Origin of the sequence: Chryseobacterium jejuense (assembly GCF_017877355.1) — a bacterium.
Lineage (GTDB): Bacteria > Bacteroidota > Bacteroidia > Flavobacteriales > Weeksellaceae > Chryseobacterium > Chryseobacterium jejuense_A.
The window spans coordinates 133,072-146,523 of the sequence record NZ_JAGIPR010000012.1; the positions used below are offsets into that span (position 1 = coordinate 133,072).

Below are 13,452 nucleotides of genomic sequence, written 5' to 3' on the forward strand. Positions count from 1 at the left end.
TGCACAACGTCATGAAAATATCGAATCAACTTTCCATTATTTTATTCTTCTTTTCTTGCTGTTTATTTTTTCAAAGTTGTGAAAGTAAAGGCAAAGAAAAGACTGTGAATATTTTTGGAGTGAAAAAAGATACGGAACATTTGAAGAGTGTTGATAATTTCGATAAAAACACCCAAACTATCCATGTTCTGGTTGCTTTATGTGACAATAAATATCAGGGCATTGTTCCGGTTCCTGAAAAAATAGGAAATGGACAGGATCCTGATCAGAATTTATATTGGGGAGCTGGTTATGGGATCAGGACTTATTTCAAAAAGAGTAAAGATTGGAAGTTCTTAAAATCTGAAAAGAAGGATTCAATAAGAATGGAAAGGCTTATTTTCCAGCATGCTTCAAAGAAAAACTATTATTTGGTTGCTGATGCTTATGATGGTGAGTATATTAAAAATTGTACAAAGGATTTTTTCTACAGCAGTTCAGGGCAGATGAAGGATGTACTTTCCGTTAATAATACCAAAATTGGGCTTTACGGAAATGCTAAACTTGTTTCTTATGTAGGCCATGATGGATTGATGGATTTCCAGCTCTCAGAATCTTTTAAAAATAGGGATGGACAAACAAGGGATTGCATTATCTTAGCTTGCTACAGTAAAAAGTTTTTCTCCCCTTTATTACAGGAAACAAAAGCTAATCCTTTGGTATGGACAACTCATCTGATGGCTCCCGAAGCTTATATTCTTCATGATGCTTTAACGGGATATATTAATCATGAAACAGCAGAACAGATCAGAAGCCGTGCAGCATTGGCCTATTCAAAATATCAGAAATGCAGTGTAAAAGCAGCTAGAAATCTTTTGGTGACAGGCTGGTAATATCATATTATTCAATTCAACAGAATATCGGTTATATTTTTTACAACAAAAGAGATATTTTATACAACACTTTTAAGGTGTATTAGAGATAAGTTTGCAAAGACTTAAAAATACTCTTATGAATACACTGAAAAAACTATGTTATCTCTCTGCAGCGATTCTTCTATCTGCATCTTTCGTTTCATGTTCCAGCGATGACAACGAAATTATTATTGAACAACAGACTCCCTCACAGGTTCTGGCTTCTACTCCATGGGAAACTACGGGAGCTAAAGATAAAAACGGGGCTAATGTAGCCTTAACTGATGCCAGCGTAGCCGGATATGTAGGTTTTGCTTATTTTAAAGCAGACGGAAACTTTGCTATTTACAGCTTAACTGATGTATTGAGATCAAGAGGAATATGGTCTGTAGATGCTCAGGGAAAAACAAGAACTATTACAGCTTTAAATCCTGATGCAACAACCATTTTCAAACGTGATGTTGAAATTCTTGTTTTAAACAGAAATGAATTTACGTACAGAATTCGCCCTAATGCTGCTGACCCATCTATTTATTATGATATTATCCATACAAGAACTCCCCATGCAGAGCCTAAAAACGGACAGCTTACCTTAGCTTCTACTCCATGGAAGACTACAGGAGCCAAAAATAATAGTGGTAGTGATGTAGCTTTAGACAATGCAAGTGTAGCTGGTTATGTAGGATATTCTTACTTCAAAGCTAATGGAACTTTTAAAATCTTCGGATTAAATGATGTACTAAGATCTCAGGGAACATGGACTATTTCTCCTGATGGAAAGACCAGAACTTTGGTTGCTGTAGATGCTAATGGTAATGTACTTTTCACCCGTACTGTAGAGATTCTTGTACTGAACGAAACTACGTTTACTTACAGAATTACTCCTGATGCCACCCAGCCGACTGTATTTTACGATATCATACATACTAAGGATTCTCACAAAGAACCTCAGTAGTGATTATTTTTTTTATAATAAGGAAAACCTGTCCATTATGGGCAGGTTTTTAATTTTATTGATTCAATAAGTTACTTGTTCTCATTTTGAAGAGAATACCTGAAAATCGGTAAGAGGTTCTTCTTTCCTCTTCGCTTCATTCAGAATAACAGTTGTTTTTCATTTTTAATTCAGGCAGGATATAAAATAGTTTCATTTCTTACCAATATTCTTCCCACCATTTTTTCCAAATTACATTTCCTAACTGGTCCATATCTACTTTTTCACCTATAACAGGTAAAGTAATGGGTTGGTTACTATCTTCTGCATTTTTAGCGGCCAATTCTACGGGTTCAAACCATGCATGCTGAGAAAGTTTGAATTTTGAATGATGCACAGGGATAAAGTTTTTTGCTTTTAATTCCCGTATTTCTCCGATAAGCTGATCCGGTAATGTATGAATGTAGGGCCATTTTTCATTGTACTGGCCGCATTCCATAACAGCAAGGTCAAACGGACCATATTTATTTCCTATTTCTGTAAAATGATTTCCGTAACCGCTATCACCCCCTAAAAACAGGTCTTTGGTAGGTGTTTTCAGTACAAAGGAAGTCCAGAGTGAAATATTTCTATTCAGCAGCCTTCCGGAGAAATGTCTTGCCGGTGTAAGGGTAATTCTGAAACCTTCTGCAATATCGATACTTTCCCACCAGTTCTTTTCAATGATTTTTTCTGATTTCCAACCCCAGTATTCGAAGTGCTGTCCTGTTCCCAATCCACAAATTACTGTTCCTACTCTGCTTTTTAATTCCTGTACGGTTTTATAATCCAGATGATCCCAATGATCGTGGGAAATCAATAGAAAGTCTATATCCGGCATATGTTCCGGCTTATAGTAATCTGCACCCGGAAATGCTTTTATAGACCCGGGCATTGGTGAGGCATTCCCACTGAAAACAGGATCTATCAGGAATTTTTTGCCATCAACCTGTATAAAATATGAGCTATGCCCAAACCATACCAACACGTTTTCTTCCAGAGAAAGTTTTTTTAAATCCGTGACAACAAATGGAAGGGTAGACTTTGGTGATGTGTTTTCCACTTTACACAAACTGTTAAAGAGGGCTTTGGTCATACTTTCGCCTTCCAATAAAGCTGGTGTGTTGAGTATATTCTGAAATCTCCCATTGGCATAATTGGGAAGTGTGCTGAAGTATTCCTTTCTTTTTTCATCAGGAAACTGCCCGAGCTGTTTTACTAAATTCATTTCCTTATTTTTTTACATTCTCAGCCTTTCTTCTTCAAGATCCAGCCTTGTTAAATAATGTCTTATATATTCTTCGTCAATATTCAGATTTCTTCTGTTTTCTTCCCGAAGCCAGATGCGCTGCTGTTCCAGCGTTTCAAAGTAAATTTCTTTGGCTTCATCAGACAGTTTATGTACGGAATTTTCTTTGTCTTCCTGCTCCCAACGATCCATCAGCCTGTTGAAATATTCATTTTCGTTTCTTCTTTCTTTATAATTTTCGTTGAGATATTTTAAGGCAATGCGACGCATTTCTTTTCTTAAAAAGTGTTCTGATTCTTCTTCAGAGAGATATCCTCTTCCGGAATCAGATAAATTAAGTTTTTTTATCAATACCGGTAATGTTAACCCCTGAATGATAAGGGTTGCTAAAATCACGATAAAGGTAATAAAGAGAATGAGATCACGATGGGGAAAAGGCTGCCCGTTTTCCATTACGACAGGAATTGATAAAGCTGCGGCCAGTGACACTACTCCGCGCATTCCTGTCCAGCTCATGAGTATTGGTGCTTTCATTCCCGGATCTCTATCAGCTACATTAATGAAGTTTCGCATAATTAAGGTTATGAAAACAGCTCCAAAAGAGGATAAGAAACGGACGATAATCAGAACTGCTGTAATGAGTAAGCCATAAGTAATCGCATCTGTAAGGCTTATTCCTTCTTTATTCAGACCTACCATAATCTCCGGCAGATCTAATCCGATTAATAGAAACACAATTCCGTTAATCAGAAAGACAAAGCTTTCCCATACATTGGAACCTTTAAGCCTTGATTCTGAGGTTCGGAAAATTTCATGTCTTCTGATGGAAAGAAATAATCCTCCACTTACTACTGCCAAAACACCGGATGAATGAACTTCTTCAGCAGCAATATACATCACATAAGGAGCTATCAGACTGAGTATGGCATCCATATTGACATCAGTGGGAAATATTCTTTCAATTTTGAGAAATATAAACGCCAGTACTAGACCTATTCCCAATCCTCCGAATACCATCCATCCAAAGCTTACCACTGCATCCTGCCATATAAATTGTCCGGTAGCTACAGCCACCATAGCAAACCTAAAAATAATTAATGAAGAAGCATCATTAAACAGACTCTCGCCTTCTAAAACAGTAGATAGATTTTTAGGAACTTTTACAAATTTTAAAATAGCTCCCGCACTCACGGCATCAGGCGGAGAAACAATTCCTCCCAACACAAAGCCTAATGCCAATGAAAATCCGGGAATATATGAATTGGCAACAAAAGCTACCGATATAGCTGTAAGAAAAACGACAATAAAAGCAAAACTGGTGATGATCCGCCTCAGTTTCCAGATTTCCTTCCATGAAACGGCAAAAGCGGCTTCGTATAATAATGGGGGTAAAAAAATAATAAATATAAGTTCAGGATCAATTTTTATGGGTGGCAAACCAGGAATAAAGCTAATAAGCAGGCCGGCAATCACCAATATAATAGGATAAGCTACTTTTAATCGATTGGCCAGCATTATAGCTCCAATAATGACCAGAACCAGCCCCAGATAATAAATAAAATTTTCCACCATTTGTTTCTCAATTAATTTTTAAACCAATTTATATATTTTTTGATAAATATGATTGTTTTTTATCTGGTTTTCAAACTTAACCGAAAAATATCTATAGGGATTTTGTTCAGGAATTTTTCATTTTTAAATCATCAACTCTTGTGAGTTGATGATAAATTAAAAGAGGCTGTCTCAAAGGTGTCATTCTGATACAGGCTTACAAATCTGTGAACGTAGTTCAGTAATGAAGAACCTTAATTATTTGTTTTTTAGAGATTCTTCGCTGCTCTCAGAATGACAAAAGTCTATTTCTTGATTTTTGAGGCAACCTATTTCAATCAAGTTTTGTTAAGCTAATTTTTGCTGAAAAAATGGCACCAACTGACCTACAGCTTCATTGACATAGTTTTCTCTTATCTGTAGAGACTGCACGCTCAAGCAAATCATCACTCATCCATGCGCTTCCTGCCAGACTTCCTACAATAGCCAGAAATGGTTGGGTAAAGAAGGCTTCTGCTTTGTTGTACGCATCATAAGAGATAATCTGAGTTAAGCTTCTTGTTGTAGCAAAACCGGGTGCTGTAGGGTATTGACAACGGTCTGTGTGATAATATTCCCAAGCTTCTCTTAGTTCTTCATTAGGTGCATCTTCTTATCTCATAGGTGCCAGTGGATTAGTTTGAACTTCTGTACTTTCGGCATCAGCTGTTCTTGTATTGGAACCTGCCAGTAAATAAGGCAATGCATCTGCCTCTTTTACTTTGTTTTCCCATCCGTTTCTGAACATAGATCCGATATTTACAGCACTTATCATTCCCACCGTTTTAATTCTATGATTGCTGCATTGGCTGTATATCCAGCTCCTGCACAGATTCCCATGGCTCCAGTGTTCCCTGAAGCTCTGTACAAAATTGAAAATAAGATATGTTTTTTAAAACTATGAGATTGTGTGTATTTTTTCTGTAGTCGTATTATAAATTTCTGAGGTAACATTGTCTACAAATCTCCATTCTGCAATGGATTCTCCTGCCGTAAATTTCACATGCAGATATCCTCTTTTATAAAGGTTTGCATACTCCAGATCATCGATTAGCGATGAAAATGCCTGAGCCAATGCAATTGCCTGACTAGGATCTGATGTGATTCCAAGATAACCTTCAAGACCTGGTGAAGAAACAGAACTACATGCTAACTCAGTTCCGATCATTTTCCCTTGTGCATTGGTAAGTGTCCCTAACCATGCATTGTGTGTATCACCTGCCAGCACTACTACTTTTTTACCTGCAAGGACAGAATATAGCTGTTCTCTTTCCATGAAATATCCGTCCCAAGCATCCAGATTATAAGGTAAGGTAGTCGTAATTCTTGCTATTTCCTGTGGGGTAAGGGTAGGATCCTGAGCTTTGTGTCTGGCTTTTAAAACCATCAGTTGGGCAATCGTACTCTGAAGAGCCTGCATGGTAGCCGGCTGAGCGCTTCCTAGCTTTTTTATTTCTGCTAAAATCTGATTAAGCAGCATTAATAACTCTGCAGGAACCATCATTTTGGTCATCAGGATCTGTTGTCCTAATACTTTCCACTTTGCAGTATCAGCATTGATCTGGGAGCCTAACCAAGCCATTTGCTCACTTCCAATAAGCTTTCTGTTAGAATCTAAAAAAGCAGTTTTAAATTTCACCTGATCGAAGTTTCCCGCATTATCCAAATAATCTGAATACTCTAATTGCTTATCTCTTGCAATCACCCTTGTATCCATCATGTAAAGGGAAACAATATTTCCGAAGTTGAAGCTTCTGTAAATTCTAAGATCTTTACCTGTTTTAAGCGGAATATATTCACTGTATGCTTGGAAAGCTGCCTTTTTTCTTAGTTCAAAATCACCTTCATTCGGCTGATGGTTTTCTGCTCCGGATTTATAAGTATCATTTGCAAATTCGTGGTCGTCCCACACACAGATAAAAGGTTTTTTCTGATGAGCCAACTGAAGATTTTTGTCGCTTCTGTATTGTCTGTATCTTTCTCTGTAATCGTTCAGATTTAGGATTTCTTTTGCAGGTTTATGAGCTCTGCCCAGTTGATTGGTGTATGGATTGGTTCCGTACTGTCCCGGAGCATATTCATAGATATAATCGCCAAGGTGTACTACTACATCAGCTTCAGATTTGGCAACTGCTCCATATACATTGAAAAGTCCTGCAGGGAAATTGGAACATGATACCACTGCCATTTTCACATCATTAACGGAATCTGTTTGGGATGGTAAGGTAATGGTTTCTCCTGTTACACTGGCTTCTTTGGTGTTGAGGTTATAAAATCTATAGTAGTATTTGGTATTGGATGGAATATTCTGTACATCTACCGCCACAGTAAAGTCATTGATCATTGAAGCACTAGCTTTTCCTCTTCTTAAAACCTCAGAAAAATTACTATTTCTGCTTATTTCCCAGGTAATCTCAGCATCAGCTCCTCCAGAATATCTTGTCCATAGAATAATTCCTGTTGCTGTAGGATCAAAACTGGCAACTCCGGTATCAAAGCCTGAATTTTTAAGATCATTGGGAGCCATTCCTCCCTCAGTAAAATCATCATCACTACAACTTATAATCAGAGGAGCAATAAAAAGCCCTCCGGCTGCCAGCAGTGAATTCTTAAGGAAACGTCTTCTGTTAAGTAGATTGTTATTTTCATTTTCCATCATTACTTTTTTCTGCAAAGCAACGGTATCCGTGGAAGAAGGCTGTTAACTGAGTTTTAATTATTCTTTACGCTTTTTTAAACATATGTTTAACATAATTTTTCTAAAACATAGGATAATTAAAAATGATTTGAGAGGACTAATTGCCCTCTCAAATCATTTATTTCAGATATTTAAATACATCTACAGTCTGGTATTTTGGACTTCGTTTTAAAAACTCACTGAAAAATGCAGCATGAGTAGCTCCGGAAATAATAAGGACTTTATCGTTTTCAGAAAGCGGAATCTGATTAAGGTTAGAATACATTCTCAGATTTCTTCTGTAATATTTGGCAGCTTCATCCGCTCCCTCAAAATTATTTGCGGTACTTACATAAGTCAAAATATCAGCATTAGCCGTAATCAGTTCCTGTAAAGTGGATTCTTTATTATAATCAATAAGTTTTTCTTTTACAGAAAGGTTTTCATGTTTTCCAAATCCTTCAATAAATGTGGTTATAAAACGTTTATATGTGATCTTATCTACCTGATCTTTCAGTTGTTCCCCTAGTCTATAATTGTATTGGCCCGTTTCCTGTTCATCAATTCCATATATTTTTTTCACGTTGGCTATTTTTGCAATCTGATAGGCCAGTAGCGAAACTTCGCCTTCATAAGCTGTTTTAAAGTTTTTATTCTTTAAGAAGTTCTGATAATCATTCCGGATCTTTTCATTCTCAGCCGGAAGAAGCTCAACACAAATAACTGTTGGTTTAAATTCAGCAAGCAGTTTTGCAATTTCCAAAACTTCTTTTTGACTTTTCTCGCTTTTCGGATCAAAACTAACCTTTGCTGCATCCGGTGTTTCCCCCATATGAAAGGTAGCAAAATTAAGTACCTCTATCTTTTGTGCTGATAACCACATGCTCATCAAAAATCCACAAATAACACTTATTCTTTTCATAGTTTTAATTTATGGTTCAAAAATAGAAAGTGGTACAAAAGAAAACAACCCTATATCGACGAAAAGGCTTATTTATCCGATGAAATAGTAAAAAGTTTAGATTTTTCTGAATTAGATTCAAAAAGAAGTATTGACTAAAGTCTATTTTAGATTGTTTGGCTGAAGAATTTATCTTTACAGTATAATATATTGTCCCATCCTACAATAAGTTGACAATTAATTGACTTATTTATGAAAAAATAAGAATTTAAAAGAGAAAAACGTATACAAAGAGATTATACTCTTGCCTTTAAATTAACCTGAGTTCGGATTGATTATTGTCTATTCTTCAACAAAATTCTGAGCCGACTGTACAATAGAGATTTTACCGCCAATAGAACATTGGCATGTAGAACTGTCTAACAACTCTTTTTTACCTTCAATTTCAAAATCAGAGGTATTGTCCCATTTAATCGGTGAAGGTGTACAGGAAGACCTCAAAACACTACACATTCCAAAAGGCTTAATGTTAGTGTTAGGCTGTTTGTCCTCTTCGGTAGCCTGTAGCTTTCCATCCATACTCATAAAGGATTGACTAGTTACTGTGAGCGGAGCTGGTAAAGTTCCTTTATCACATTTTAGCTGGGTTGTATCAGTGATGTGCCAGGACATTATTTCTCAATATTTAAAATTCCTTTTTCCAGATAAGATGACATTTTAGCTTTATAAACCAATTTTTCTTTATTATAGATTGTGATATTCTTAGTCAATGTTGAAATTGTAATATCCTGTATTTTACCACCATTAAGAAAGAATTCAATTTTTTTATTAAAATGTGATAACAAAGCTCTCTCAGGCAAATAGCTTTTTTTTGCTTTTAAAAGTCCATTAAGTAAAACTATTTGTTTCTCTTTCAATCTTTTACTATTCAGTAGTTGAATAGAGTTACTTTCATTAGTATCATTGACTGTAGAAGTTTCCTTATCATAATAGGAAAAATTCTTTATCACAATACTATCTACTTTTCCAGTATAAATATTTTTTATTTGTCCATTTATTAAAATGTTCAATAATATAACAAAAAATAAGATTATTTTTTTCATTTTTTAACTATTAAATTGCTTCTAACCTTTGAACCGTTGATTCATCATAGAGACCGTAATTTCCATCTTCAATTTTAATATCTAAGTGCTTTTTATAGAGTGTTACATTTGCCATTGTACTTGGTGCAATATGAAATGTTGGGTCTATATTGGCATAAGTTGCTGGTAAAGCAGATATAACCTTAATACCTATTTTTTTTGCAATTACTCCTGCATATACACTAAGGTAATTATATGCTAGTATTTTCTTTATTTCTAAAAATGTTAGCTTTATTGAGTCTTTTACTTTATAGGTTGTACCTAATATGCCATTGATTTGAGGAGTCAAATCAACAGGTAACGAACCACTAGGATGATAATAAAATGTATTAGGTACAAAACTAAAAATAGTAGAATCAGATATTGTTTTAGTAGTACTATACTGTTTGTTATTCCTAAACTTTGAAAAGAGAGCATTTGTTGCAACAGGAAAGCTACATCCCCAGATTTTCATAAATCCAGAATTTGTAAATGCATTTTTAAAATTTGTAGCATTAATCGTCCCTGAAGTAAAGTCAGCTTTTCTCATATCACAATCTCCTCCTCCACTATCTGTATTTACTAAAATTGGACCATTCCAATATGCATGAGAAAAGACATGAACCTCCTGTAATGTATTAGGGTTATTTGTTCCTATATCTTCAATCAATTTATAAATATCAGTTTTTGAAACTATCTTTTTATTATTGTTCTCAAATCGAATGCTATTATTAGCTGTCACATAGTCACTATTGATTACCTTATCAAATGTTAGTGTGCTTTTCTTAGGCGATGAGTTTGCAAAATATTCAGTTTTAGTAATAGTTCCTTCTAAAATATTAACATCATAAATAATAAAATCATTTCCCTTTTGGCTTTGGATGATTTTCTTCACATAGCTTTGAACGTATTTATCAAAAGAGCCTGAAAGCTTATAATTGTTATGGTCATCAGGATAAAATAATCCAGAAACCAATATATATTGCTTGAATGGAGCGATATTTACTTTCAAATGTTGGAAGTTAACACTTCCATTTATACCCGTTATTGTTACTGTTCCAGACATAATAATTATATATTAGTTTCTTTCGTATCTTCTTTTTCTTTCTTTTTTATCTCAACCTTTTCTTTTAACTCTGCAAACCCTTCCCTATTTACAGTTCCTGAATAAATCATTTTCTTTTTCTCATTATTATAATCATGTTCGACATCAACGTCAATAGTCTCTCCTTCATCATAATTTCGAGTATATACCAAAATACTTATCTTTTCCCCCATGAAAGCCGTATCAATAACCTCCTTCATATCACCATCCATCCATTGGGCACTTACTATTTGCTTTTCTTTAGTATAATCAAACTCACCATTTTGAGGGAGCTTATTCATTTGAGGAGCTTTGTACTCAATCTTATCTTTAGCAGTCAATAATGAGTTTGCTCCATATACATGCATTCTATCTTTTGCTCCGAACTCTGTTTGTCCATCTGTATAACCTATGAATTTTTCTTTACCATACAGGTCTAGGTGAGCTCTTGCTGATATTTCAGTATTAGTTCCAGCATTGATAATAGTTTTCTTTCCACTGTCTTGGCTTATCTCCTGCTTGGCAATAATTTTAATGTTCTGCCCAACATTGGTATCCATATTCTTTCCTGCTTTGGTTTCAATATTCTCCTCAATATCAAATTTCAGGTTCTTTGATTTTATGGTTATGGTTTCAGGAGCAGTAATGTTGATATTGCTTCCCTTTGTATCAAATCTCAATTCGTTACCACTTTTATCAGTCAATAAGATACTTTCATCCTCTGTAAACACTAATCTGTGCCCACTTCTGGTCTGTAAAGATTTTACACGATTATCCGTACCACCTCCTAAGCCTATACCTCCGTGAAACATTCCACCCATAGCAAATGGAAAGTCTGGGTTGTGATATTCAAAGTTAACCATTACTTGGTCTCCAATTTCCGGAACAGCCACAAAACCTCTATTCTGGTTTATAACATCTGTTCCACCAGCATCGGGACTCATCATTCGGATAAAATGAGTGGTATCATTCAACTGCCAATCAAACTGCACTTGTATTCTCCCTTGATTCAAAGGGTCAATATTGGAGATAACCGTTGCTACTTGTGGCTCTGCTTTTGGCATTATGAAATTAGGTTTTGGCATGAAACCCGTTCCCTCGGCTATAGCTTCAAAACTTCCTGTATAATAACCTCTAGCATCCACTTCGTGGCTTACCTCTGTTATCATCAGGGTTGTGAAGTGTGAAGTTTGGTTACTGTTTTGATTTCTCATTTCTATATCTGCTACACAACCTACAAACAGAAAAGGAACTGTTGTATTTCCTGAAGCCGTAAAAACCTCTACGGCTTTACTTCCTCTTGCACTTTTTTGGGAATCATCCACATCCAGAAACATATTAGCATTAATGGGAGTGGGAGTAAGTGACCTTGTTTTGAAAATATTATCATTCAATTCATAGGCTTTTGCTGATAAATTCCCTAAATGTTTTATGTTGTCATTAGAGCCCAGCATTTTAGTATGACTACTGCTGTTGTAACCAAAGTATTCAGGTTTTGTATGAACTGCTTTTAATTCCACTTGTACATCTGTAATATTGCTTCCATAAATAAGCTGTATAGGCTTTTCAGCGGGAGAGAGTTTTCCAAAATGTAGTATGTACCCATCATAATAAAACTGTTCTCCATAAGCTTCTGCAAGTCTTGCAAGGTAGTTGTAATGAGTTTCACAATATTGAGAGCTGTAGTTAATGTAGCCTTTATTCTGGGTGTCTATTCTGAAATCAAATTTACTCGTCCCTAATGCTTCCTTAATAATTCTATTTGCAATGATAGCTGTATTTACAGATTGACTACCTCCGAAACTTTGAGTATGTGGAGCTGAATCCATCAGAATTGTTGGGCTGTAGCCTTTAAGTACAATATTACCTAGGCTCATTTGTTCTTGGCTAAATGCAACTTTTGTAATCACTCCTACAAATGTTCTTTCAGGACTTTCGTTTTCAGGATCTTTATATTTAAAAGTTACTGTAATTCGCTTTCCTAAAAATTGTTGGGCTTCTTCAAGGTTATGGTTCTGTATTTCACCCAAAGAATCATGAGCTAGAGTCAGTTCAAAATAGTGGTGTGTTCTGGCACTTTGCTGTAAACGAAAGTGTTTAAAATGACTTATAGATTTCCCTTCAACCACAATGTCAAGCTTAACCACACGGTTAATGCCTGCTATATGGTTCTCTGAAATCTTTTCAGAATTGGAAATATTCTTTCTCATTAATACTGTGGTATTTGTGTTTATATCACCAAATATAGATAAATGAATAATACCACATATACAAATTTTGAAAAACTTAAAAAAGTGTAGTAAAACTACGATTCAATAAAATTTATCTATACCTCTGTTATATATTCTTTAAAAAAAAGTCCTATTTTTTAAAGAAGGCGTTCAATACCATGACAAAAATATAATTTGGGTTACTTTAAATACTTTTTAAAGCTGGATTATTTAGTAATTATACCTTTGAAACAGATAAAGGAGAAAGATCGGTAAAATAAGTTTTTATACGTTCATATTTAGGTATAGAAGACTTTTGGAAGGGCTAAGGTAAAAATATTTGATAAAATTTGGAGAGATAATAAAGATTAACGAAAATGGTAATTTATGTAAACTCTTTAGCCAAAGACAACTCAGATACCAATACAGCAAGGCTTTTACAGAGAAGTTTAAGCGTATATTTCAGCGTTGTGATTTTGGGAAATAAAAAAGAGGCTGTCTCAAAAGGACAGTCTCTTTTTTGTATTTCATTGAAAAAAGATTTCGATATTTTGATTTTAAAAAAATATCTTGAAAAAAAGAAGATATAAGTCAAAAAAACAGTCTGTTTTAGGCTGCTTTTGACATTTTGTTCAGATTGTGGGCAATTGCAAGTATGTCGATTTCTACCTCGACTTTATTTTTTCCCCGAAGCATGAATCGTTTAAAATTTTTGTTGTGTTTGAGTTGTGCAAAAACAGGTTCAACATCATGG

At 35.0% G+C, this 13,452-nt stretch carries 13 protein-coding genes; 3 read left to right on the forward strand and 10 right to left on the reverse strand.

Annotated elements, in window-relative coordinates; genetic code table 11:
* Positions 1-11: 11 nt before the first annotated feature.
* Positions 12-872 carry a hypothetical protein gene (locus J2772_RS20350; RefSeq protein ID WP_245365283.1) on the forward strand — a complete coding sequence of 287 codons (861 nt, stop codon included), beginning with the start codon at positions 12-14 and terminating at the stop codon, positions 870-872.
* A 118-nt stretch (positions 873-990) separates the two neighbouring features.
* Entirely contained in the window at positions 991-1,848 is an 858-nt protein-coding gene (locus tag J2772_RS20355; protein WP_209919946.1) for a DUF4822 domain-containing protein, read from the forward strand.
* 199 nt (positions 1,849-2,047) lie between these two features.
* Here J2772_RS20355 and J2772_RS20360 read toward each other — a convergent pair whose 3' ends face one another.
* The 9 genes from J2772_RS20360 to J2772_RS20400 form a co-directional block, all read right to left on the reverse strand.
* On the reverse strand, positions 2,048-3,094 hold the full coding sequence (locus J2772_RS20360; RefSeq protein ID WP_209919948.1) for an MBL fold metallo-hydrolase: 1,047 nt from the start codon (positions 3,092-3,094) through the stop codon (positions 2,048-2,050).
* A 12-nt stretch (positions 3,095-3,106) separates the two neighbouring features.
* Complete coding sequence (locus tag J2772_RS20365) at positions 3,107-4,687, reverse strand: Na+/H+ antiporter (protein ID WP_209919950.1); 1,581 nt, start codon at positions 4,685-4,687, stop codon at positions 3,107-3,109.
* A gap of 631 nt (positions 4,688-5,318) precedes the next feature.
* Positions 5,319-5,480, reverse strand: coding sequence for a hypothetical protein (locus J2772_RS20370; protein WP_209919952.1), 162 nt, complete (start codon positions 5,478-5,480; stop codon positions 5,319-5,321).
* Positions 5,481-5,603: 123 nt separating this feature from the next.
* Complete coding sequence (locus J2772_RS20375; RefSeq protein WP_410494449.1) at positions 5,604-7,361, reverse strand: alkaline phosphatase D family protein; 1,758 nt, start codon at positions 7,359-7,361, stop codon at positions 5,604-5,606.
* Positions 7,362-7,521: 160 nt separating this feature from the next.
* Positions 7,522-8,304: a DUF5694 domain-containing protein gene (locus tag J2772_RS20380; protein ID WP_209919955.1), complete on the reverse strand. Its 783-nt coding sequence runs from the start codon at positions 8,302-8,304 to the stop codon at positions 7,522-7,524.
* Between the two features lie 321 nt (positions 8,305-8,625).
* On the reverse strand, positions 8,626-8,955 hold the full coding sequence (locus tag J2772_RS20385) for a DUF4280 domain-containing protein (protein WP_209919957.1): 330 nt from the start codon (positions 8,953-8,955) through the stop codon (positions 8,626-8,628).
* Complete coding sequence (locus tag J2772_RS20390; protein ID WP_209919958.1) at positions 8,955-9,386, reverse strand: hypothetical protein; 432 nt, start codon at positions 9,384-9,386, stop codon at positions 8,955-8,957. The genes J2772_RS20385 and J2772_RS20390 overlap by 1 nt, the downstream gene beginning before the upstream one ends.
* 10 nt (positions 9,387-9,396) lie before the next feature.
* Positions 9,397-10,470, reverse strand: a complete 1,074-nt coding sequence (locus J2772_RS20395) for a hypothetical protein (RefSeq protein ID WP_209919959.1) — start codon at positions 10,468-10,470, stop codon at positions 9,397-9,399.
* A 5-nt stretch (positions 10,471-10,475) separates the two neighbouring features.
* A complete protein-coding gene (locus J2772_RS20400) occupies positions 10,476-12,698 on the reverse strand; it encodes a type VI secretion system Vgr family protein (RefSeq protein ID WP_209919961.1) in 2,223 nt (740 codons plus the stop codon).
* 377 nt (positions 12,699-13,075) lie between these two features.
* Here J2772_RS20400 and J2772_RS20405 point away from each other — a divergent pair, with 377 nt between their 5' ends.
* Positions 13,076-13,288, forward strand: coding sequence for a hypothetical protein (locus tag J2772_RS20405; protein WP_209919963.1), 213 nt, complete (start codon positions 13,076-13,078; stop codon positions 13,286-13,288).
* 19 nt (positions 13,289-13,307) lie between these two features.
* On the opposite strand, the gene J2772_RS20410 is transcribed toward J2772_RS20405, so the two are convergent.
* Positions 13,308-13,452 (reverse strand): transposase (locus tag J2772_RS20410; protein WP_209919967.1); only part of this gene is annotated, 145 nt, incomplete at its 5' end.